This is a genomic window from Actinoplanes sp. NPDC023801 (genome assembly GCF_040639655.1).
In the GTDB taxonomy this organism is placed as follows: Bacteria; Actinomycetota; Actinomycetes; order Mycobacteriales; family Micromonosporaceae; genus Actinoplanes.
In genome coordinates this window covers 41,357-61,761 of sequence record NZ_JBFAAI010000044.1, presented here as the reverse complement: position 1 = coordinate 61,761, position 20,405 = coordinate 41,357, and the positions used below count along the sequence as shown (strand labels likewise).

Sequence of the window (20,405 nt, the reverse complement as noted above, 5' to 3'; positions counted from 1 at the left end):
TGGGCAAGAGCGACGCAGATCCTTCGAAGTGGGACTGCCCGCCTCATACCAAGGCCAAGCACGACATGCACCGCTGTCTCAGGGCGGTTGAGACAGCGGTGCGCGCCAGCCGGAAACCCACCGCATACGCCCGGCGGGCGCGCTGCCGGGCGGGAGTGGGCAGCCACCTCGCGGTGGAGCTACGGGACGGTCCGATGGTGTTCGGTGACGGTTTGCCCGTACCCATGCAGGAGGTTGTGGGGGTTGGTCGTGAAGTAGCCGGGCGGGAACGCCGCGGGATCGAGAGGCTCGGCGTAGGGGCGGTCGGAGCCGTGCACGATCGCCGTCGGGCCGACCACCCTGACCAGGGCGTCGATGGCGTCGGACCGGTACGAGGACGTTTCGTAGAAGACGTTGGGGTCGGGCGGGTCGGCGGGGCCACCACGCGCGGCCATGCGTTCGTGGTGCAGCGGGGCGAGGCCGGCGAGGGCGACGAAAGCGATCCGCAGGCCGGGGTGGAGCTTGCGGCCCGCCACGTGCCAGGCCGTCCAGGAACGGTGCATCTGGGCGACGTACGGCACGAGCGCCGGCCACCAGTCGGGCAGCTCACCGTCCTCGGCCGGGGCCGGGCCGGGATGCACCAGCAGCGGTTTCCCGGCTCGCTCGAGTGTGGCCAGCAGCGGGGAGATCCGGGCGATGGCGTCGGGGCTGCCGAGGGCGGTGGCCGGGAGCTGCAGCCCGGCGACCCGGTCCGCACGCAGGATCCCGGCCAGTTTCCCCGGATCCGGTGAGTGAACCGACGCGGCGGCCCAGAGGTGGAACGGGTCGGGCAGTTCCAGGGCGCTCGCGTGCCACACGTCGATCAGGGCGGCGCCGTCGGGGGCGTGTTCGATGCCGAGGGGGCTGGACAGCGACAGCAGCACGCGCCCGGTCTCCGCGGCGCGCCGATTTCCCACATCGTGGGCGGACGGGTCCACCTGGTAGGGGTTCTCGCCGGCCAGGAAGAGCGTCCAGTCCCGCAGGTACGGAAACGTGTCACGCCGCCGCAACGCCTCCACCAGCGCCTCCGGCCACAGATGCTGGTGGCAGTCGATCAGCATGCGCATTCCTCCCTGACCCAGTGGACCCCGGAAAGCGTAGGCCCGCGCATCTGAGACGATGCCGCGCATGACGAGTATCGACAGGGTGACGTTCGGCGAGCTGGCCGACGGCACGGATATCGAGAAATGGACGCTGTCCAACGCGAACGGCATGGCCGTGTCCGTACTGACCTGGGGCGCGACGATTCAGTCCGTGCTGGTGCCGGACCGCGACGGGCAACTCGGCAATGTGACGCTCGGGTTCGCCGACCTCGCCGGGTACACCGATCCCGCGTACCTGGCCGGCAACCCGTTCTTCGGTTCGACGGTGGGCCGGTACGCCAACCGGATCGGCGGCGGCAGTTTCACCCTCGACGGTGAAACGTTCAAGCTGTCGCAGAACGAGGGCCAGGTCACCCTGCACGGGGGTTCGCACGGCTTCGACCAGCGCGTCTGGTCGGCCACGCCGGTCGAGCGAGGCGTACGGATGAGCTACACCTCGGCCGACGGCGAGCAGGGCTTCCCGGGCACCCTGGCGGTGAGCGTGACGTTCACCCTCGACGAGCGGAACACGCTGCGCCTGGACTACGCGGCCACCACCGACCGCCCGACCGTGGTCGCACTGACCAACCACGCCTACTGGAACCTGACCGGTGAGGGCAGCGGCACCACCGGCAACCATCTTCTGCGCATCGACGCGGGGCAGTACACGCCGGTCGACGCGACCCTGATCCCAACCGGCGTGCTGGAGGAGGTGGCGGGCACCCCGTTCGACTTCCGCGAGTTCCACCCGATCGGCGAGCGGGTCCGCGACGAGCATCCCCAGTTGACGATCGGGCGCGGTTACGACCACAACTACGTGCTGGACGCGGGTGACGGGCTGCGCACGGCCGCGGTCGTCCGGGACCCGGCGAGCGGCCGTGAGCTGACCATCGAGACGACCGAGCCGGGGCTGCAGTTCTACTCCGGCAACTTCCTCGACGGCAAGCTCCGCGGCGGCAGCGGTCGTGCGTACCGGCAGGGCGACGCGTTCGCGCTGGAGACCCAGCACTTCCCGGACAGCCCGAACCAGCCGGACTTCCCGTCGACGGTGCTGCGGCCGGGCGAAACGTACGCCTCGACGACGACACACGTGTTCTCGATCTACGCCTGACCCGATCGAACCTAGCCAATGCCCCGGGGTGGGTGCTACAACAAACTGGGAGCGCTCCCAGTAATCCCCCATCTCACCGTTCCCCGGGAGAAATCGCATGGGCATTGTTCGAACATTCGCCATAGCCGTCGCGTCCGTCGCGATGGCCCTCGGTCTGAGTACGGGCCCCGCCTCGGCGGCGGGGCCCGTCTCCGACACCGCCGTCGCCACCGGATACGCCCACAGCTGCACCGTCAACGGCGGCTCGCTGTGGTGCTGGGGTGGCAACTACGTCGGCGCGGTCGGCGACGGCACCACCACGACCCGGACGGCACCGGTCCGGATCGGCACCGCCACCGACTGGAAGAGCGTCGACGCCGGCACGTTCGGCACCTGCGCCCTGCGTACCGGCGGCAGCCTCTGGTGCTGGGGCAACAACTACCGGGGCCAGCTCGGCGACGGCACCACCACCGCCCGGACCACCCCGGTCGCCATCGGCGGCACCGCCACCTGGAGCACCGTCAGCCACGGCGACGGCCACACCTGCGCCGTACGCACCGAGGGCACCCTCTGGTGCTGGGGCTTCAACCGGTCCGGCCAGCTCGGCACCGGCGGCTACACCGAGACCCGACCGGTCCAGGTCGGTACCGCCACCAACTGGGCCGGCGTCACCACCGGTTTCGCCCACACCTGCGCCACCCGCACCGACGGCACCCTCTGGTGCTGGGGCGACAGCACCACCGGACAGCTCGGCCTCGGCATCCTCAACTACCGCGCCGCGCCGACACAGGTCGGCACCGGGACCAACTGGACCGGAGTGAGTGCCGGTTACGCCTACACCTGCGGCACCCGCGCCGACGGCAGCCTGTGGTGCTGGGGCGAGAACGGGTACGGCCAGCTCGGCACGGCGGGCAACTTCCAGACCACACCGCAGCGGGTCGGCACCGACAGCAACTGGGTCCGGGTGACCACCGGCGACAACACGGTCTGCGCGACCCGTACCGACGGCAGCCTGTGGTGCTGGGGCAACAACATGGAGGCCCAGGTCGGCGACGGCACGACCACCAACCGATACGCCCCGGTACGCTCCGGCGGCACCACCACCTGGAGCGGTGACTTCGCGGTCAGCTACCACGCGTGCGGCGTACGCGCCGCCGGCGGCCTGTACTGCTGGGGCAACAACGCCGACGGCCAGATCGGCGACGGCACCACCACCCGTCGCCCCGCGGCCACCCCGGTGGCGTTCCCGGGTTAGGCCGGGTCGTAGCCGGTCAGGCCGGGTCGTAGCCACCGGCTGCGATCTCGTCGAGCAGCGACGGCCGGGAAGGCCGCCACCCGAGCACCCGCCGGGCCTTCCCGCCGTCGGCCTGCTGGTCGAGCAGCAGTGCCCGTCCGAACTCGCCGAGCCGCTCCACCGTAGCCGCCGGGTCCTCGGGTACCACCCGGCCGCCGAGCCCGAGCCGCCGGCTCGCCGCCTCGCCCAGCTCCCGGGTCGTCGGGTTCGCCCCGCCGGCACCGAGGAACGTCTCGCCGTGGCCGGCCCGCTCCAGCGCGGCGACATAGAGTCCGGCCAGGTCGTCGACATGCACGGTGACCCAGTGCTGGCTGCCGTCGCCGATCAGCGTCAGCCCGCCCCGCATCCGCTCCGCCGCGAACACCAGCCGCGGGATGCCACCGCCGTGCCCGTACACGACCCCGGGCTCGATCAGCACGGCCCGGACGCCGGACGCCGCGAGCACCCGCCGGTCGATCGCCTCCCGCCAGGCCACGAGCGGCGGCGCGTCACGCGGTGTGTCCTCGGTGATCGCTGTGCCGGCGCCGTGCACCCAGACGCCACCGGTCCGGACGAACACACCGTTGTCGCGTCCGCCGAACCCGGCCAGCACCGCGTCGGCGAACTCGGCCTCCGCGTCCGCGCTTGTCGCGTCGCCCGGACTGGCCGCGTGGACGACGCCGTCGCTCTTGCCGGCCAGCCCACGGACGAGCTCCGCATCACGCATGTCACCGATCACCGGCTGCACGCCGGCACCCGCCACCCGTTCCGCGGCGGCCTCGCCGCGCACCAGTGCGGTCACCGTGTGGCCACCGGCGACCAGGGCGGAACGAACAGCCGATCCGATGTAACCGGTCGCGCCGGTCAGAAGAATCTCCATGCCCATCACCCTGCGCCCCGGCGGTCATCGTGTCCAACGAATGCTCTTCATAGCTCCGATCGGTGAAGGCGATATGGTGGGCGCGTGGAACAGCGTCGGCAGCCCGCTGCTCGATCGCCACACCACCTCGGTCGCCCTCACCGACGCGGGGCGGGCGCTGCTCCCGGAAGCAAAGAACGCGCTCGAATCACTCGATGCCGCCCGTGCCGCGGTCGAGGGGGCCGGCCACGGCCTGCGCGGCAGTATCCGGCTCGGAACGCTGGCGAGCCTCACCACCATCGACCTGCCCACCCTGGCCGGCGCCTTCCGGAAAACCCATCCCGGCGTACGGCTGCACATGACCGCCGCGGCCGAAGGCAGCTCCGGCCTGCTCGAGAAACTGCGCGCCCACCGGCTCGACGCGGCCTTCGTCGGCGTCGACCTGGCCCCGATCGCCACCTTCCGGCCCCGCCTGCTGGTGCCCGCCGGCCACCCGCTGGCCTCGGTGGAACGGGCCGCCCCGGGAGCGCTCGCCGGCGAACCGTTCGTCGACCTGCCGGCCGGATACTGCAACCGGGTCCGCTCCGACAACGACTTCCGGCGGGCCGGGCTCAGCCGTACCGTCGTGGTCGAAGTCGTTGATCTGGCGACCATCCCCCGCTACGTGGAGGCCGGGCTCGGCATCGCCGTTGTTCCCCCGCTGCGCGCCGAGACGTGCCGATGTCGTCGCCGTCGACCTCGACCCGCCGGTCACCCCGTGGACCCTGGCCGTCGCCCGGCCCTCCGCGATCTCGCCGAGCCGGGCCCTGCAGGCGTTCCTCGACCTGATCCCCGCCCCCACCCACCACACCGGCGAGTACTGAAACGCCGGCAATTACTGGGACCAGGGCACCGGGACAGCCCTCAGACCAGGCCGGAACCGTGGCGCGCCATCCAGGCCAGCAGATCCTCGAAGACCCGCTCGGCGCCGGTCAGGCCGTCGGCCTGCGCGAGATCGTCCAGCCGCCGGCCCGGGCCGATGTTGTCCTCGAAGTCGATGAGCCCCACCGCCACGTCGCCGCGGAACACCGTCGACCTCCTGGTCACCGCGTAGTGCCGAGGACACGGTCGCGTCGTGGAAGGCCCTGATCAGCTCGGCGGCGCTGCGGATACGGGCGTCGGAGAGCGAGAACGGCGCGTCGTCGGAAGCGGCCGGCATCTCGCCCTCGATGAAGGTCAGGATCTGCCGGCCCTGCTCGTCGTAGCCGAGCGGCCGCGGCGACCCGGTGAAGCCGGTTTCCGCCAGATGACGCAGAAGCTCGTCGACGTAGCCGGAACGGTGATGCACCGGCCGGCGCACGGTGTCGCCCACCCGTACCGGAGGGCTCATGAACATCGATGATGCCATGGCGGCCGGTGATTGGAAGGCCGTTGACGGGGCACTCGGGCGTCATGACACATTCTGAGGAGAACCCGTTCGCCGTCATCACCGGTGCGTCCAGCGGCATCGGGTACGAACTGGCCCGCCAGTTGGCCGCGCAGGGGTACGACCTGCTGCTCGTCGCCGAGGACGCCGGCATCGAGGAGGCCGCCGCCGACCTACGCCGTGACGGCCGGAACGTGATCACCGCGGTCCGCGCCGACCTGGCCCGCCACGACGGCGTGCTGAAGGCCTGGTACGCGGTCGAGGAATCCGGCCGGAGCGTGGACGTGCTGGCGCTCAACGCCGGCCGCGGCATCGGCGGGGAGTTCGTCGGCGGCACCGATCTGGCCGACGAACTGAACGTCATCGACGTCAACGTGACCTCGACGGTCCACCTGGCCAAGCTCGCCCTGCCCGCCATGGTCGCCCGCGGCCGTGGCCGGGTACTGATCACATCCTCGATCGCGTCGATGATGCCCGGCACCTACCAGGCCGTCTACAACGCGTCCAAGTCGTTCGTGCAGTCGTTCGCCGAGGCGCTGCGCGCCGAACTGAAGGACTCCGGCGTCACGGTGACGTCGCTGATGCCCGGCCCCACCGACACGAACTTCTTCCACCGCGCGGAGATGGACGACACACGGGTCGGCGCGAGCGACAAGGACGACCCGGCGCAGGTCGCCGAGCAGGCGATCCGGGCGTTGCTGGACGGCAAGGAGAAGGTGCTGGCCGGCTCCCTGTCGACGCGCGCGCAGGCGGTCGCCAGCAAGGTGGCCCCGGACAAGGTCAAGGCCGAGATGCACCGCCGGATGGCCGAACCGGGCTCGGCCTGACGCCCCGCTACCCGCCCGTCGGCCGCGCCGGCCAGCGGTCACGCGCAGCCGCGGTGGTCCGATGTGGCCGGTGGGCGGGGCAACCGCGGCGGTGAAGGCCGGAAACGGTGGCCGGCGGGCCTTCTACGTGGTGCGCCGGGGGCACTACGGTTGCCCGGAGCGTCGACTCACCGGAGCCGAGGGAAACAGAGCGCGCGAGACAACTGGCCGGGAACTTCGGTCCGGCAGCGGGCACCGGTAACGGCATGTCCGCCTCGATAGTCGTCAACCATCTCACCGAGCTGGTCGTCCGCCCTGCACCGCTCGCGAACGGCCGGCGGTACCGGTGCGAGACCTGGCAGCTAGGACGACGTGGACATCACCGGGCTCGACATCGAGGGTCCGGACGGTCCCATCGACGGATTTCGCACCGCCCATAAAAGATCGACGTCGTCACGGGTCGCCCGGCCCGCGCACACCCCGATCGGATGCTGCTCGGCCGGTCCTTGGTCGAGGCGGTTACGGGCCGGGGAGACGCGCAGGTAGGCGACGCGTCCCCGGCTCTGTCCGGATCCCGGCGCGACGTCGGCGCCCTTGTTGCGCAGCCGGCAGATCTCGGCCACCTGGTCGGTGAACAGCCGCAGGGCGGTCGGTGTCTCTGGGCGGCGCGGGCGGGGGATCAGGTCGCGGACCGAGCGGGACGGCAGGCGGATCGGCTCGGCGTCCGGCATCACCCGGACGTGGCCGGAACGCACCTCGATCAGCTGCCCGGGTCCGTCACTGCCGAGCACCGGCACACCGGCGCGGCCGAGCCGGGACAGGGCCGGCCCGCCCGGCTGACCGTGCAGGACCAGATCGAGGTACGGGCTGACGACGTCGGTGAACCGGCCGGCGTCGGTGATCGCGCCGTCGCCTTCGGGCCGATGGTGCATCACGCCGATGCGGAGCCAGTCCCGGCGGGCCGGGGTGCTGAGTTCCTCGGCGAACCAGTCGATCTGGGCGTCGCCGAGACTGCCGTCCTGCTCGCCGGGCAGGTGGGTGATCGCCATCGTGGTGTTGAACCCGGCTACCACCAGGCGCTGGTTCGGGTGTTCGGTGAGGGCCCACGGCTGGTCCTTGGCCAGCTCGGTTCCGTGGAATCGGCGCAGCATGACGTTGGAGAACGGCTGCCATTTCTCCCAGAAGGGCGGTACCGGCCGGGTGTCGTTGGCAACGCACTGGCGGACGTAGGCGTCGCACATCCCCCGGTTGACGTCCCGGCTGCCCGGCACGAGAACGATCTGCTGGTTCTCGATGTCGAGAGTGTCGCGCAACGCCGTCAGGAACTGGTGGGCGCTCACGTATTCGGCGGACGTCCCCCGCTCAGCGGTATTTCCGGTGATCATTACGAGATCGGGTACGGTCATCCGTCCGGTTGATTCCAGATCTTTCAGAAGATCGGCGACGAGCTCCCGGGGCGCACGCGTTCCCACAGCGGGCGACCGTGTCAGGGACAGGAGGTCCCGGCAGTGCAGGATCACGATCGGCGATGAGGCGTAAACCGGCGTTCTCCCCACTTGCGGGAGCCCTCTGGCACAGGCTCGACGGCTCTGGAGCGGTCTCGGACCACTATGCGAGTCATCCAGCTGGACGGCAACCGCACGTAGACTCCGTTGCACGAGGCCACTGAGGACGTCGAGGACATTCCGGTTCCGGCCAGGATCCTGGCGGGCTGGACGAACTGACGATTCGGGCGGTCGTCGTTCGTCATCGGGGTGGAAGTTCCCGAGACGAGGAGATCAACGATGCGGTACGCGCTACTCATGCACCACCACGAACCGGCCGAGGGTGAGCTGAGCGCCGAGGCCCAGCGGGCGTTCGACGTCTACGCCAAGGCACTGCAACAGGCCGGGGTGCTGCTGGCCGCGGAGGTGCTCCAGCCGATGGACGCGTCGACCACGGTCACCAACCGGGACGGGGCCGTACAGGTCCAGGACGGCCCGTTCGCCGCGACGAAAGAGGCACTGGCCGGCGTCTTCCTGATCGACGTCCCGGATCTGGACGCGGCGATCGGCTGGGCCGGCAAGTGCCCCGGCGCCCAGTGGGGCACGATGGAGATCCGCCCGGTGGCCACGTCGTTCGTCGACGGCGGATGGACACGCTGACCAGCAACAGCAGCAGCGCGCGGGCGGCGGAACTCGCCGCCCGCGACAGCTACGGCCGGCTGCTGGCGCTGCTGTCGGCGGCGTCGCACGACGTCACGGCGGCCGAGGACGCGCTTGGCGACGCGTTCGAGCAGGCGGTACGGACCTGGCCCGTCCAGGGCGTTCCGGCCACCCCGGACGCGTGGCTGCTGACCGTGGCGCGGAACCGGCTGCGGGACCGCTGGCGGGCCGCCGAGTACCGCCGGACCCTGGCACTTGACCCGGAGCGGGACGCGCCGATCCATCTCGACGACGTGGACGTCGACGCGATCCCCGACCGACGGCTGGAGTTGATGCTGGTGTGCGCCCATCCGGCGATCGACCGGGCCATGCACACCCCGCTGATGCTGAACACCGTTCTCGGCTTCACCGCCGAGCAGATCGGACGGGCCTTCTCGGTTCCGGCCGCGACGATGGCGACCCGGCTCGTACGGGTGAAGAAGCGCATCCGGACCACCGGGATCCCGTTCCGGCTCCCTGACCGTGATGACCTGCCACCTCGCATGGCAGCCGTGCTGGAGGCGGTCTACGGCGCCTATGTCATCGACCGTACCGAGACCGGACCGGAGGCTCTGCATCTGGCCGAGGTGCTTGCCGCGCTGGTGCCGGACGATCCGGAGGCCCGCGGTCTGGCGGCCCTGGTGCAGCTGTCCGCCGCCCGGGCGGTGGCGCGCACCGGCCCGGATGGACGGTTCGTGCCACTGGCCGACCAGGACCCGGCACGCTGGGACCGGCGGTTGATCGGCCGCGCCCACGAGCACCTGCGGGCGGCGCACACGCACGGCCGGCTGGGCCGGTTCCAGGTGGAGGCGGCCATCCAGGCGCTGCACTGCACGGGGTCACCGGAGGTGCGTACCCTCCTGGATCTGCACCGGATCCTGCAGGACCTGGCGCCGTCGCTGGGTGGTGGGGTGGCACTCGCGGCGGTGACTGCCGAGGCCGAAGGCCCGGCGTCCGGGCTCGCCCGGCTGGACGCGCTGATGTCGGAGGCCGGCGAGGCGGCGTCGCGTTTCCAGCCGGCCCGGGCGACGCGCGCGCACCTGCTGGCGAGCCTGGGCCGTCATGACGAGGCGGTCGCGGAGTACGAGCAAGCGATCGCCCTGACGGCTGATTCCGCCGAGCGGGCCCACCTGCGGAATCTTCGGGCCGTGGAAGGATCGCGGCATGCTGCGAGGAATCAGCAAGGTTCGTATCGGGGTCCGTGACCAGCAGCGGGCCAGGACGTTCTGGGTCGCGACGATGGGCTGCGAGGTCGTCCAGGACCAGACCTACGGCGACGAGCGATGGCTGGAGGTCCGGCTGCCGGACGGCGTGGTGCTCATCCTGGAACGGGCCGGCCGGCCCGATGACGGGGCCGCGCCGGGGCAGCCGAACACGCCCGTCTTCCTGGCCTGCGACGACGTCGACGCCACCTGGCGTGAGCTGGCGGACCGCGGGGTGAGGTTCCCGCAGGAGCCGGTCGACATGCCGTTCGGCCGGTGGGCACTGTTGGAGGACACCGAAGGCAACCGGTTTCCCCTGCTCGCGGCTCAGGTGCCGTAGTCGGCCGACGGAACCGGCGTCCCTCGGGAGTTGACGCCGCTCCATAGTTTATCGATAATCGATATATTGATAAACGATAAGGAGTGCGTGATGAACCTGATCCGAACGCTGCGCCGGCCCGACTGGATCGACGAGTTGCACGGAGTCCTGCTGCTCGGCACCGTGCTGACCGGCGCCGGCGGTATCGCCGCCGTCGTCGCCACCCTGGCCGGCCAGCCCATCCAGGTCGAGGTCGCGACCGGGACCGCGCTCCGCCCCGACGCCCTCACCGGCGCCCCGCCCGGAGTCGTCCTCGGCGACTCCCTCCTCCTGGACGTCACCGACCCGACCGCCGCACAGCTGGGCTGGGCACTGCTCGCCGCACTGCCCCGGTTCGTGCTGGTCACCGTCACGCTGGCGCTGCTCTGGCGGGCGATCGGCCGGGCCCGCCGCACTGATCCGTTCCGGTCGGGCCTGGCCGGGAGTCTCCGCTCGCTCGGCATCCTGCTGATCGGCGGCGGCGTGCTCGCCTGGCTGACCGAAGTGGTCGCCCGGTTCGGGCTGAGCAGCACGGTCGACGTCGGTGGCACCTACACGACGGTTGACCTCACCGTGCCCGCGGTGTGGCTGTTCTTCGGCATCACACTGCTCGCGGTCGGCGAGATCGTGCGCCGCGGCCAGGAGATGCGCGCGGACCTCGACGGGGTGGTGTGATGCCGCCGGAGGAGGCACACCGCGTCCAGGTGCACATCGAGAAGCTGCTCGCCGAGCGCGGGATGACACTCACCGAGCTGTCCGCCCGGGTCGGGATCACCCTGGCGAACCTGTCCAACCTCAAGAACGGGCACGCCAGGGCCATTCGGTTCAGTACGCTCACCGCGCTCTGCGACGCGCTGCGCTGCCAGCCCGGCGACCTCTTCACCGTCGAGCCCGGGTCATGACGGGCCGACCTCGGCAGCTCACGACGGGGCGTCCACATCGTTGCTGCCGCACCGGCCCGGCACTACGGCGGCGGCAACCTTGACACCAGGGCGCGCCGCAGACGCGGGGTCGGCGGTGCGGCACCCGGCCGCTAAGACGGTTCGGTATCGCCGGGAAGGGTGCGCGTGAGCATGTGCGCTCGACGCATTCGCCCGTCCCGGGTGAACTGCCCGAAGAAGTAGACCTCGATGGCGAAGGTTCTCCGGCGGTCCTCGACATGCAGGGTGTACCGCGCGGCGATCCGGTCGTCGTCGGCCACCGCTTCGTGCACCTCCATGCGGCTCCGGGGTTGCCGCTTGCGCAACGGACGGCTGTGCGCGATCAGTTGTTCCCGGTTCATCCGCTGCCCGTCGGCGACCTGGACGATGTCCGGCGTGTGGTACCGGTCAACGACCGAGCCGATGCGCGGCGCAGCAGGGCGTCCATCATCGATGCGGCTGTCGACCTGTTGAGCACGGATCCGGAGTGCCGCATCGAGTCCATTGCCGCCGCCGCAGGTGTGACCAGGCAGACCGTGTACGCCCACTTCTCATCGCGCGAGCAGCTGCTGGCTGCCGTCCTGCAGCGGGTCACCGAAAACGCCGTTGCGGCACTGGATGCCATCGATCTTGAAACCGGATCAGCGACGGACGCTCTGCTTCGCCTGCTGGACGTGAGTGCCCGCAACCCGGCAAGACACCGTCCGCTCTTCCGGATGCTCGGTGACCTGCCGGCGCCACCGGATGGCGACCGTCGAAGCCACGCTCCCGTCACCGGGCGACTCGAGCGGTTGATCGTACGTGGTCAGCGAGCCGGTGAATTCGACAGCCGGCTTTCGGCGTACTGGCTCGCCACCGCCGTCGTCCAGCTGGGGCACGCCGCGGGTGATGAGGTCGACGCCGGCCGCATGGGACGCGAGGAGGCGGTGCTGGCGTTGCGGGTCACTGTGCTCCGGCTGCTGGTCGAGCCCGTTGCTCAGGCCGCGTGGTAGAACAACCGCCCCAGCCCGACGGTGAAGATGGTGATGCCGTACAGCGCGTGCTCGAACGACACCACCAGCAGTGATCCGGACCGCTGACAGCGACGGGCGAAGATCCACCCGCCGCCGACGGTCAGCACCACCGCGAGGACGTTGCCGAAGATCAGATGCGCGAAGCCGAATGCGACCGCGCTCGCGGCGACCGTGCCGGCGCCGAACACGGTCGCGTAGCGGTGCATCAGAAAAGCGCGGAACAGCAACTCCTGCGGGTACACCGAGAGCAGCGGGTAGAGAACCACGAGCAGCACCCACAGCAACGGCTCCCGGCGCGGCAGATCGAACAGGTGCGCCCTGTCGAAGATGGCGACGCCGGCGGCGGCGAGCAGCGAGAAGACCGCCCAGCCGGTGAGGATCCCCGGCAGGGCGGACCGCAGACCGGCGAGCCTGTACAGGGAACGGTTGTCGAAGGACGGCGACCGGATCAGGTACGCCGCGGCCAGCCCGGCCGCCACCACGAGCACCGGAATCGGCCCGCCCGGCACGTCCGCCAGCATGACCAGGCCGGTCAGCCCGTAGAAGAGGAGCAGGTGCTCGGCGAGCAATCGGGTGGTCATCACCGCGAACCGTAGCCACTGCCGGCGACGGCCCGGGAAACGCCCGGATGAACATCCGCTCCCCTACGGGGCCTCGGGTTGTTCTCGATCCGGGCGCTCCCCGGCTTCCGCGGCCAGGCCGGCGTTGAACGAGGCGTTGCTGCTCCCGTGTGACGGGGTGGTCGCTGTCGGCGCGGCGTCCACCGGGCTGTCCCCGGTCTCGGGCGCGCCGGTGATGTGCTGGTCGGTGCTGCTGCCCGCGTCGTCCCGCTTCTCGCTCACGGTGATCTCCCCTCGCTGTGGCCGTCGGCACGGGTGATACCCGCTGAGCGGACGGCGAAGCTCACGTCTTCGGCGTGCCGCGGCGGCACGGCGTCCGGCGCCGCTTCAGCGGGCGGCGGTCCGGCGGGCCGCGATCCGCTCCTGCAGGAGCTGGACCAGGTGGACCCCGGAGACCCCGGCCAGGTCGTCGGCCTGGGTCCGGCAGGAGAAGCCGTCGGCCAGCAGGATGTCGCCCTCCTCCGCCTGCGACAGGGCGGGCAGCAGCTGCTGTTCGGCGACCTGTACGGACACCTCGTAGTGGCCGCGTTCGACGCCGAAGTTGCCGGCCAGGCCGCAGCAGCCGCCGAGCCGCTTGACGGTCGCACCGGCCTTCTTCAGGAGCTTGGCGTCCGCGTCCCAGCCCATCACGGCGTGGTGGTGGCAGTGCGGTTGCGCGATCACCCGGACGCCCTCGAGGGAGGGCGGGGTGTAGCCGGGGGTGGCGGCGAGCAGCTCGGCCACCGTCACCGTCGCCTCGGCGACCGCCCTGGCCGCCTCGTTGTCGACGAGTTCGACGGCGTCCTGGCGCAGCACACCGGTGCACGACGGCTCCAGGCCGACGATCGGGATCCCCTGCTTCGCGGCCTCGTGGAGTTCGGCGACGGTGCCGCCGAGGATGCGCCGGGCCGCGTCGAGCTGGCCGGTGGAGATCCAGGTCAGACCGCAGCAGGCCTTGCGGCTGGCGATCCGCGGGGCGTAACCGGCGTCGACCAGCACGTCCACGGCGGCCCGGGCGATCTCCGGGGAGAAGTGGTCGGTGAAGCTGTCCACGAACAGGACGACCGGCTTGCCGGTCTCCACCGGCCGGAACGACGACCGGAACGTCTTCGGGGCGAACGCCGGGATGTTGCGGCGCTTGTCGACCCCGGCGATCCAGAGCGCGATGCCCTTGATCCCGGGCAGGCTGGTGGCCAGGTTGGCCAGCGCCGGCATCTTCGAGGCGAGCCGAGACCAGCGCGGCAGCCAGCCCAGCGAGTAATGCGACCGCGGCCGCAGCCGGCCCTTGTAGGCCTGGTGCGTGACCTCGGCCTTGTAGGCGGCCATGTCGATCCCGGTCGGGCAGTCCGAGGCACAACCCTTGCAGGACAGGCAAAGATCAAGCGCATCGTGTACGGCCGGCGAGCGCCAATCAGGTGCCAGGTCGCCGTCGAGCATCTCCTGCAGCACCCGGGCCCGCCCCCGGGTGGAGTCCTTCTCGTTCTTGGTGGCCAGGAAGGACGGGCACATCACCCCGCCGAGGACCCGCGTGTCGACGCGGCACTTGCCGACCCCGGTGCACCGGTGCACGGCCTGGTTGAAGTCGCCGCCGTCGTGGTGGTAGGCGAGCGCCAGCGGAACCGTGACCGGGCGGGCCTGCGAGACACGGATGTTGGCGTCGACCGGATCAGGGTCGACGAGGTTGCCCGGGTTCAGCAGGTTCCGTGGGTCGAAGACGCCCTTGATCTGCCGGAACAGGCCGATCGCCTCGGGCGAGTACATCCGGGTGAGCAGCTCGGAGCGGGCCCGGCCGTCGCCGTGCTCGCCGGAGAGCGATCCGCCGTAGCTGACGACCAGGTCGGCGGCGTCCTCGAGGAACGCCCGGAACAGTTTCGGGCCGTCCGGCTTGTCGAGCGGGAAGTCGAGTCGCACGTGGACGCAGCCGTCGCCGAGGTGGCCGTACGGCATGACGGAGAGCCCGTGCCGGACGGTCAGGGCGTCGAAGTCACGCAGGTAGGCGCCGATCCGCGCGGGCGGGACGGCGGCGTCCTCCCAGCCCGCGTGGGCGGGCAGGCCGCTGGGGGCGCGTCCGGCCAGTCCGGCGCCGTCCTCCCGGATCTTCCACAGTGGGGCGGCCTCGGCGGTGTCCTCGACGATCCGGTGGTCGACGGCCTCGGCGGCGTCGACGAGCTTGGCGACCCGCTCGCGGACCTCATCGAGGTCGTCGCCGGCGATCTCGACCATCAGCCAGGCGGTGCCACCGGGCAGCGGGGGCACCGCGCCGGGGCCACGGCGGGAACGGACGACGTCGCAGATGCGGTGGTCCAGGCCCTCACAGGCGGTCGGCGTGAACTCCAGGATCTTGGGGATGACGTCGCCGGCGGTGCCGAAGTCGGGGTAGCCGAGCACGATCAGCGTCCGGTGGACCGGGTCGGCGACCAGGCGTACCGTCGCCTCGGTGATGACCGCGAGGGTGCCCTCGCTGCCGACCATGAACTCGGTGAGGTTGAATCCGTTCTCCGGGAGCAGGTGCTCGACGGCGTAGCCGGAGACCTGGCGGCCGAAGGTGGCGAACTCGGTCCGGCCGATCGCCAGGTTCGCGCCGATGAGCTCGCGCAGCCGGTCGACGACCTTCGACCCGGCGAGTTCCTCCCCGTCGATCGTGTACGCCTTCAGTCCGGCCGTGTTGTCGGAGGTGCGGCCGTACCCCAGGGTGCGTGAGCCGCAGGAGTTGTTGCCGATCATGCCGCCGATCGTGCAGCGGGTGTGGGTGGACGGGTCCGGCCCGAACCGCAGGCCGCGCGGCTTGGCGGCGGCCTGGAGCACCGCCTGGACCGTGCCGGCCTGCACGCGGGCGGTCCGCGACGCGGCGTCGACCTCGAGAACCTTGTTCATGTGCCGGCTGAAGTCGAGGACGATGCCCGGCCCGATCGCGTTGCCGGCCACCGAGGTACCGGCGCCGCGAGCGGTGATCGGCACCCCCGTGTCGCGGCTGACCGCCAGGGTCGCCAGCACGTCGTCGTCGTGCCGCGGGCGGACGATCAGCTGCGGCACGATCCGGTAGAGGGAGGCATCACTCGCGTACGCCGACCGGTGCGCCGCATCGGTGAGGACGTCGGTGACGCCCGCCCGGAGCAGACGGGCGGCGAGGTCGTTTGTCACGCGGGTCTCCAAGGCTGTCGTCGTGCTGGTCCGCCTTGGGCAGCGTGCAGCGGTGAACCTGCTTTGCGGACGTCGCCGCCATGTTAGTCGCCGCAGGTCGACGCATCGCGCGGCGCCGGTCGCGCTGTGAGATCGGCAATCGGCCGAGCGCCTGTTGGCAAAGCGACAAAGGGGCGATAACCTCCGTGCTCGTACACACAAATGAATTCACATTCGAAGCGCCGCTAGGAGACGCGAGTGGGCCGGACGGAGCCTGGATCCGAGGAGGGTCAGCGTCCCGCGGGGCTGAGAATCGGCGGCTACGTGAACCGTGCGAAGCACCGGGCACCCGAGCAGGGCGAGCCGGGTCCCGGCACACCCCTGCCGAACATCGCGGACTACTGGCCGGATGCACCGCACCGGCTGCGTGCCCAGTGGGAACAGTTCCTCCCGGCGCCGGCCTCGGTGCCGACACTCGACCTCGACAGCGACCGGCCCGCGGCCCCGGACCGCAGGCTGCCCATCGTGCTGACCGGTGTGCTGGCCCTGTCCGTGGTGGCCGGCGCGGTACTGCTGGCCCGGCCGCTCGCCGACTCCGAGATCCGCCGGCAGCAGCAGGCGGCGACGCCGGAGACGTCGGTGATTCCGGTCGAACCGCAGCTCGCGGCCGCCCCGCTGCCGCCTCCGCTGCTGCTCTCCCCCACTCCGCCGCCGTCGGCCACCAGACCGGTGGTCAGGTCGGCGCGGCTGGAGTTCGTCACCGGAGTCTCCGAGCTGGCCGTGCGCACCGCCGACCTCGGTGATCAGCCTTTCGCGCTCACGTCCCCGGACGGATCGGCCGTGCAGTCGGCCACCACGTTCACCGGTGGCGTGCTGCGCATCGAGATCCTTTCCGGGGCGCCGTCCGTGGAGGTGCGGCTGAACGAGGACATCGTCTGGCACCTGCGGCTGACCGCCGGGGTGCGGACGGTCCGGTTCGACACCACCTCGGGCACCGTGAGCGGCGTCGATCTGGACGGCGGTGCGGAGACGATCGACCTGTTCCTCGGCGACCTGTCCGGGGTGGTGCCGATCCGGATGGCCGGCGGCACGAGCAACTGGCGCATCCGGACGGGGGAACGCGTCCCGGCGCGCGTCACCGTGGGTGACGGCGCCGGGAACGTGGTCGTCTACGGCGACGAACGCGGCGGAGCCGCACCCGGCACCGTCATCGAGTCGGGCGATCTGGGCAGCGGTCCCGGCCTGCGGGTCGACGCCGTGGCAGGGGTGGGATCCCTGGTGATCGCCTCGGACGCCGGTGGACGGGACGGCCGCGACCGGGGACGCCGCTGATACTCAGCCCGGCTCGCCGGACGGGTCCGTCTGTTCCCGCTGGACCGCCTCGGCGATCCGCTTGATCCGCTGCAGCCGGGCGTCCCACACCGCACCGACCGACGACAGCTGTGCCACGGCGCGGGCCAGCTGGGCGTCGTCGACCCGGTACCGCTTCTCCCGGCCGGCCGGGGTGGCGCGCACGAGACCGGCCCGTTCCAGGACGATCAGGTGCTTGGCCACACCCTGCCGGGTGACCGGGAGATGCCGGCAGAGCGTGGTGGCGGTACCGCCACCGTCGGCCAGCAGCAGGTCGAGCATGCGGCGCCGGGTAGGGTCACCGATCGCCGACCAGAGGTCGTCGTCGACCGTCATGACGCGATGCTCCCTCCCGCCGGCGTCACGACCCGGCTTTCACTTCCGGCCGCAGCGTGGACGCGTACGACTCCAGGCGCGGCAGGAAGAAGTCCCACCCCGTGACGTGCTCGTTGTAGCACTGCTCCATCACGGCGGCGCTCCAGCCCCGCTCCCGGAAACCCGACTCGGTCATCCGCAGCAGCGTGCCGGCGCCCTGCGGGGCGAGGTCGAAGGTGACCAGCAGCGAGTTGTCCTCCGCCGCCGGCTCCGCGGCCGGGTACGTCCAGCGGTACGAGAACGACCGCGGCGGCCGCACGTCGACGATGGTGAGCTGCTCGGTGACGCCGCCGTGCGCGCAGTCACCGAAGACGATCCGGCCGGTCGCCCCGGGAACCACGTCGTACTCCGCGTCGTCGGGCCACCACCTCTTCACGTGGGCGGGGTCGCTGACCACGTCGAACACGAGCTCCGGAGCCGCGTCGATGAAGATCTCGCGCTCGATGCTTCCGTACTCCATCTCATCCTCCTGCAACCTTTGGTTGCACATGACTCTAGGCCGCCCCGGAGACATGTGCAACCAGAAGTTGCGCCTTGCCTCACCCGCCGGTGAGCTCGACGTCCGGCCGGCCGGGCAGCGACAGCACGCCGGTCACCCCGGCCGGCAGGACGGTGTCGACGATCAGCTCGCCGTCCTCGATCCGCCAGGACACCTCGATCCGGCCGTGCCGGGTGTCCAGACCGGCCCGGCTCCAGGTCAGCCCGCCGCCCGGGCGCGGCGCGATCAGCACCCGGGAGTAACCGGGTTCCAGCGGGGCGATACCGCCGATCACCCGGTGCATCCAGTCGGCGACCGCACCCAGCGCGTAGTGGTTGAAGCTGGTCATCTCCCCCGGATGGACCGAGCCGTCCGGCAGCATCGAGTCCCACCGCTCCCAGATCGTGGTGGCGCCCATCGTGACCGGGTACAGCCAGGACGGGCAGCTCCGCTGCAGGAGCAGGCGGTAGGCAACGTCGAGGTGCCCGGTCCGGGTCAGGGCATCGAGGATGTACGGGGTACCGGCGAACCCGGTCGAGATCCGGTACCCGCTGTCGGCCACCAGCTCCGCCAGCCGCCGCCCGGCCGCCGCCTCGTCGTCGACCAGCCCGAACACCAGCGCCAGCGTGTACACCGTGGTGCAGTCCGACACGATCGTGCCGTCGGCCGACACGTACTCCGCGTTGAACGCCGCCCGGATCCGTGCGGCCAGGTCACGGAACCCGGCCGCGTCGGCGTCCCGGCCGAGCAGTGCCGCGGTCTCGGCCGTGATGGTCGCCGACCGGTAACAGGCCGCGGTCGCCACCACGCCCGGATCGGCCTTCGCCTTGGCCGGGTTGTCCGGCGGCGCGTCCGGGTCGAGCCAGTCGCCGAACTGGAACGACGTGTCCCACACCCCGGACGGGGACAGCAGCGTCTCCACCCGGCGCACGTGCGCGGTCATCGAGTCGTACTGACTCTCCAGGATCGCCCGGTCGCCGTAGGCCCGCCACAGCGTCCACGGCACCCAGACGGCGGCGTCCGACCAGAACGCGGTGCTGTCCGGCGCGGGGAACTCCGGCACGTCGGGCAGATACTTCAGCACGTCCGGGACGACGAACGGGACCCGGCCGCCGGCGGCGCGCTGCTCGGCGGCCAGATCGGCGAGCCAGTCGGCGAGGAACGGGCCGGTGTCGAACAGGTAGGCGGCCGACGGGGCGAAGACCGCGATGTCGCCGGTCCAGCCGAGCCGCTCGTTGCGCTGCGGGCAGTCGGTCGGCAGGTCCAGGAAGTTGCCCTTGGTGCTCCACACGACGTTGCGGTGCAGCTGGTTGAGCAGGTCGTCGGAGCACTCGAACGTCCCGGTGCGGCGCAGGTCCGAATGCACCACCACGGCCTCGATCCGTTCCACGTCCTCGAACGGCAGGCCGGTGACCTCGGCATACCGGAATCCGTGGAACGTCATGGCCGGTTCGAAGAGGTCCTCGCCGCCGCTGAGGATGAACCGGTCGGTGGCCTGCGCGTCGCGCAACGGCCGCACGCCCAGCTCGCCGTGCTCGAGGACCTCGGCGTGCCGGATCCGGATCTCGGCGCCCGCCGGCCCGATCGCGGAGAAGCGGAGCCAGCCGACCAGATTCTGCCCGAAGTCCACAAGCGTCCGCCCTTCCGGCGACCGCCACACCCGCACCGGCGCGAGGACCTCCTGCCTGGTCACCGGAGGTCCGATGTACGGGGTGAGCACGCCGGCGTCGAAGTCGAGCGCCCGCACCGGCAGGAACCACTCGGGTTCCGCGCCGTGCACGTACCACTTGGCTGACCGCCGGCGGGCGTCGACGGTCTGCCCGTCGTACAGGTCGTCGGCGAGGACGTCGCTGCCACCGGCCGTCCACGTCTCGTCGGTGACGACCGTCTGCCGGTGCCCGTCCGCGAAGGTGATCACCAGGTCCGCGATGACGCCGAGCCGGTCGCCGTAGAAGGCCCGCCCGCCCATGAAGCCGAGCCGCCCCCGGTGCCAGCCGTTGCCGACCAGCACGGTGAGCACGTTGCGCCCGGCGAGCAACGCCGTGACGTCGTGGGTCAGGTACCGCAGCCGGTGCTCGTAGGAGCTCCAGCCGGGACTGAGCACGTCGTCGCCGACCGGCCGCCCGTTGATCCGGGCCTCGTGCACCCCGAGGCTGCTGATCGTCAGCGTCGCCCCGGAGACCGGACCGTGCCCGGTGTCGAGCGTGATCTCGGTACGGAACAGCGGCGCGCTGCCGAGCTCGCTCGCGGGAGTGATCATCCGACCTTGCACAG

Annotated in this window: 22 protein-coding genes; 12 read left to right on the top strand and 10 right to left on the bottom strand. The window is 71.2% G+C overall.

The genetic code is table 11. From position 1 onward, the window contains the following. Positions 1–179 precede the first annotated feature (179 nt). On the bottom strand, positions 180–1,079 hold the full coding sequence (locus AB0G04_RS41820; RefSeq protein ID WP_360995530.1) for an amidohydrolase: 900 nt from the start codon (positions 1,077–1,079) through the stop codon (positions 180–182). 67 nt (positions 1,080–1,146) lie between these two features. Between AB0G04_RS41820 and AB0G04_RS41815 the strand changes: the two genes are divergently transcribed. After that, complete coding sequence (locus AB0G04_RS41815) at positions 1,147–2,211, top strand: aldose epimerase family protein (protein WP_360995528.1); 1,065 nt, start codon at positions 1,147–1,149, stop codon at positions 2,209–2,211. A gap of 97 nt (positions 2,212–2,308) precedes the next feature. Then, positions 2,309–3,445 (top strand): hypothetical protein, encoded by a 1,137-nt coding sequence (locus AB0G04_RS41810; RefSeq protein ID WP_360995526.1) that lies wholly within the window; start codon positions 2,309–2,311, stop codon positions 3,443–3,445. Between the two features lie 16 nt (positions 3,446–3,461). On the opposite strand, the gene AB0G04_RS41805 is transcribed toward AB0G04_RS41810, so the two are convergent. Beyond that, entirely contained in the window at positions 3,462–4,343 is an 882-nt protein-coding gene (locus AB0G04_RS41805) for an NAD-dependent epimerase/dehydratase family protein (protein WP_360995524.1), read from the bottom strand. A gap of 73 nt (positions 4,344–4,416) precedes the next feature. On the opposite strand from AB0G04_RS41805, the gene AB0G04_RS41800 reads away from it, so the two are divergent. The 3 genes from AB0G04_RS41800 to AB0G04_RS41790 are packed head-to-tail and all read left to right on the top strand — an operon-like array spanning position 4,417 to position 6,554. Further along, on the top strand, positions 4,417–5,415 hold the full coding sequence (locus tag AB0G04_RS41800; protein WP_360995521.1) for a LysR substrate-binding domain-containing protein: 999 nt from the start codon (positions 4,417–4,419) through the stop codon (positions 5,413–5,415). Between the two features lie 21 nt (positions 5,416–5,436). After that, positions 5,437–5,703: a hypothetical protein gene (locus AB0G04_RS41795; RefSeq protein WP_360995519.1), complete on the top strand. Its 267-nt coding sequence runs from the start codon at positions 5,437–5,439 to the stop codon at positions 5,701–5,703. Positions 5,704–5,753: 50 nt separating this feature from the next. Further along, a complete protein-coding gene (locus AB0G04_RS41790) occupies positions 5,754–6,554 on the top strand; it encodes an SDR family NAD(P)-dependent oxidoreductase (protein ID WP_360995517.1) in 801 nt (266 codons plus the stop codon). A 341-nt stretch (positions 6,555–6,895) separates the two neighbouring features. Here AB0G04_RS41790 and AB0G04_RS41785 read toward each other — a convergent pair whose 3' ends face one another. Continuing rightward, the gene (locus tag AB0G04_RS41785; protein ID WP_360995514.1) at positions 6,896–7,918 is read right to left on the bottom strand and encodes a metallophosphoesterase; all 1,023 of its coding nucleotides are present in this window, start codon (positions 7,916–7,918) and stop codon (positions 6,896–6,898) included. Between the two features lie 399 nt (positions 7,919–8,317). On the opposite strand from AB0G04_RS41785, the gene AB0G04_RS41780 reads away from it, so the two are divergent. The 5 genes from AB0G04_RS41780 to AB0G04_RS41760 all read left to right on the top strand — a co-directional run bounded on the left by AB0G04_RS41780 (position 8,318) and on the right by AB0G04_RS41760 (position 11,178). Continuing rightward, entirely contained in the window at positions 8,318–8,677 is a 360-nt protein-coding gene (locus AB0G04_RS41780) for a YciI family protein (RefSeq protein WP_360995511.1), read from the top strand. Then, positions 8,665–9,921, top strand: a complete 1,257-nt coding sequence (locus tag AB0G04_RS41775; RefSeq protein WP_360995509.1) for a DUF6596 domain-containing protein — start codon at positions 8,665–8,667, stop codon at positions 9,919–9,921. The genes AB0G04_RS41780 and AB0G04_RS41775 overlap by 13 nt, the downstream gene beginning before the upstream one ends. Then, positions 9,881–10,258: a VOC family protein gene (locus AB0G04_RS41770; RefSeq protein WP_360995506.1), complete on the top strand. Its 378-nt coding sequence runs from the start codon at positions 9,881–9,883 to the stop codon at positions 10,256–10,258. The genes AB0G04_RS41775 and AB0G04_RS41770 overlap by 41 nt, the downstream gene beginning before the upstream one ends. 90 nt (positions 10,259–10,348) lie before the next feature. Beyond that, positions 10,349–10,951, top strand: a complete 603-nt coding sequence (locus tag AB0G04_RS41765; protein ID WP_360995504.1) for a hypothetical protein — start codon at positions 10,349–10,351, stop codon at positions 10,949–10,951. Further along, positions 10,951–11,178 carry a helix-turn-helix transcriptional regulator gene (locus tag AB0G04_RS41760; RefSeq protein WP_360995501.1) on the top strand — a complete coding sequence of 76 codons (228 nt, stop codon included), beginning with the start codon at positions 10,951–10,953 and terminating at the stop codon, positions 11,176–11,178. The genes AB0G04_RS41765 and AB0G04_RS41760 overlap by 1 nt, the downstream gene beginning before the upstream one ends. 131 nt (positions 11,179–11,309) lie before the next feature. Here AB0G04_RS41760 and AB0G04_RS41755 read toward each other — a convergent pair whose 3' ends face one another. Beyond that, positions 11,310–11,558 carry a nuclear transport factor 2 family protein gene (locus AB0G04_RS41755; RefSeq protein ID WP_360995498.1) on the bottom strand — a complete coding sequence of 83 codons (249 nt, stop codon included), beginning with the start codon at positions 11,556–11,558 and terminating at the stop codon, positions 11,310–11,312. Between AB0G04_RS41755 and AB0G04_RS41750 the strand changes: the two genes are divergently transcribed. Further along, positions 11,484–12,188, top strand: coding sequence for a TetR/AcrR family transcriptional regulator (locus AB0G04_RS41750; protein ID WP_360995495.1), 705 nt, complete (start codon positions 11,484–11,486; stop codon positions 12,186–12,188). The two genes, AB0G04_RS41755 and AB0G04_RS41750, sit on opposite strands and share 75 nt — an antisense overlap. Here the strand turns inward: AB0G04_RS41750 and AB0G04_RS41745 are convergent. The 3 genes from AB0G04_RS41745 to AB0G04_RS41735 all read right to left on the bottom strand — a co-directional run bounded on the left by AB0G04_RS41745 (position 12,173) and on the right by AB0G04_RS41735 (position 15,949). Then, positions 12,173–12,790 carry a CPBP family intramembrane glutamic endopeptidase gene (locus tag AB0G04_RS41745; RefSeq protein ID WP_360995492.1) on the bottom strand — a complete coding sequence of 206 codons (618 nt, stop codon included), beginning with the start codon at positions 12,788–12,790 and terminating at the stop codon, positions 12,173–12,175. The genes AB0G04_RS41750 and AB0G04_RS41745 overlap by 16 nt on opposite strands. A 63-nt stretch (positions 12,791–12,853) precedes the next feature. Continuing rightward, entirely contained in the window at positions 12,854–13,051 is a 198-nt protein-coding gene (locus tag AB0G04_RS41740) for a hypothetical protein (RefSeq protein ID WP_360995489.1), read from the bottom strand. 105 nt (positions 13,052–13,156) lie between these two features. Next, entirely contained in the window at positions 13,157–15,949 is a 2,793-nt protein-coding gene (locus AB0G04_RS41735; protein WP_360995487.1) for an FAD-linked oxidase C-terminal domain-containing protein, read from the bottom strand. Between the two features lie 303 nt (positions 15,950–16,252). Here AB0G04_RS41735 and AB0G04_RS41730 point away from each other — a divergent pair, with 303 nt between their 5' ends. Next, complete coding sequence (locus AB0G04_RS41730; protein WP_360995484.1) at positions 16,253–17,260, top strand: hypothetical protein; 1,008 nt, start codon at positions 16,253–16,255, stop codon at positions 17,258–17,260. A gap of 3 nt (positions 17,261–17,263) precedes the next feature. On the opposite strand, the gene AB0G04_RS41725 is transcribed toward AB0G04_RS41730, so the two are convergent. The 3 genes from AB0G04_RS41725 to AB0G04_RS41715 all read right to left on the bottom strand — a co-directional run bounded on the left by AB0G04_RS41725 (position 17,264) and on the right by AB0G04_RS41715 (position 20,403). Continuing rightward, positions 17,264–17,614: a metalloregulator ArsR/SmtB family transcription factor gene (locus AB0G04_RS41725; protein WP_360995482.1), complete on the bottom strand. Its 351-nt coding sequence runs from the start codon at positions 17,612–17,614 to the stop codon at positions 17,264–17,266. Between the two features lie 25 nt (positions 17,615–17,639). Continuing rightward, positions 17,640–18,113, bottom strand: a complete 474-nt coding sequence (locus AB0G04_RS41720) for an SRPBCC family protein (RefSeq protein ID WP_360995479.1) — start codon at positions 18,111–18,113, stop codon at positions 17,640–17,642. Between the two features lie 79 nt (positions 18,114–18,192). After that, a complete protein-coding gene (locus tag AB0G04_RS41715) occupies positions 18,193–20,403 on the bottom strand; it encodes a family 78 glycoside hydrolase catalytic domain (protein ID WP_360995476.1) in 2,211 nt (736 codons plus the stop codon). Positions 20,404–20,405 lie beyond the last annotated feature (2 nt).

What these genes read in the sequence shown, in the direction of transcription:
- AB0G04_RS41820 (WP_360995530.1), bottom strand. Translation starts at nt 1,079, where the DNA reads ATGCTGATCGACTGCCACCAGCATCTGTGGCCGGAGGCGCTGGTGGAG.
- AB0G04_RS41815 (WP_360995528.1), top strand. Translation starts at nt 1,147, where the DNA reads ATGACGAGTATCGACAGGGTGACGTTCGGCGAGCTGGCCGACGGCACG.
- AB0G04_RS41810 (WP_360995526.1), top strand. Translation starts at nt 2,309, where the DNA reads ATGGGCATTGTTCGAACATTCGCCATAGCCGTCGCGTCCGTCGCGATG.
- AB0G04_RS41805 (WP_360995524.1), bottom strand. Translation starts at nt 4,343, where the DNA reads ATGGAGATTCTTCTGACCGGCGCGACCGGTTACATCGGATCGGCTGTT.
- AB0G04_RS41800 (WP_360995521.1), top strand. Translation starts at nt 4,417, where the DNA reads ATGGTGGGCGCGTGGAACAGCGTCGGCAGCCCGCTGCTCGATCGCCAC.
- AB0G04_RS41790 (WP_360995517.1), top strand. Translation starts at nt 5,754, where the DNA reads ATGACACATTCTGAGGAGAACCCGTTCGCCGTCATCACCGGTGCGTCC.
- AB0G04_RS41785 (WP_360995514.1), bottom strand. Translation starts at nt 7,918, where the DNA reads ATGATCACCGGAAATACCGCTGAGCGGGGGACGTCCGCCGAATACGTG.
- AB0G04_RS41780 (WP_360995511.1), top strand. Translation starts at nt 8,318, where the DNA reads ATGCGGTACGCGCTACTCATGCACCACCACGAACCGGCCGAGGGTGAG.
- AB0G04_RS41775 (WP_360995509.1), top strand. Translation starts at nt 8,665, where the DNA reads ATGGACACGCTGACCAGCAACAGCAGCAGCGCGCGGGCGGCGGAACTC.
- AB0G04_RS41770 (WP_360995506.1), top strand. Translation starts at nt 9,881, where the DNA reads ATGCTGCGAGGAATCAGCAAGGTTCGTATCGGGGTCCGTGACCAGCAG.
- AB0G04_RS41765 (WP_360995504.1), top strand. Translation starts at nt 10,349, where the DNA reads ATGAACCTGATCCGAACGCTGCGCCGGCCCGACTGGATCGACGAGTTG.
- AB0G04_RS41760 (WP_360995501.1), top strand. Translation starts at nt 10,951, where the DNA reads ATGCCGCCGGAGGAGGCACACCGCGTCCAGGTGCACATCGAGAAGCTG.
- AB0G04_RS41755 (WP_360995498.1), bottom strand. Translation starts at nt 11,558, where the DNA reads ATGAACCGGGAACAACTGATCGCGCACAGCCGTCCGTTGCGCAAGCGG.
- AB0G04_RS41745 (WP_360995492.1), bottom strand. Translation starts at nt 12,790, where the DNA reads ATGACCACCCGATTGCTCGCCGAGCACCTGCTCCTCTTCTACGGGCTG.
- AB0G04_RS41725 (WP_360995482.1), bottom strand. Translation starts at nt 17,614, where the DNA reads ATGACGGTCGACGACGACCTCTGGTCGGCGATCGGTGACCCTACCCGG.
- AB0G04_RS41720 (WP_360995479.1), bottom strand. Translation starts at nt 18,113, where the DNA reads ATGGAGTACGGAAGCATCGAGCGCGAGATCTTCATCGACGCGGCTCCG.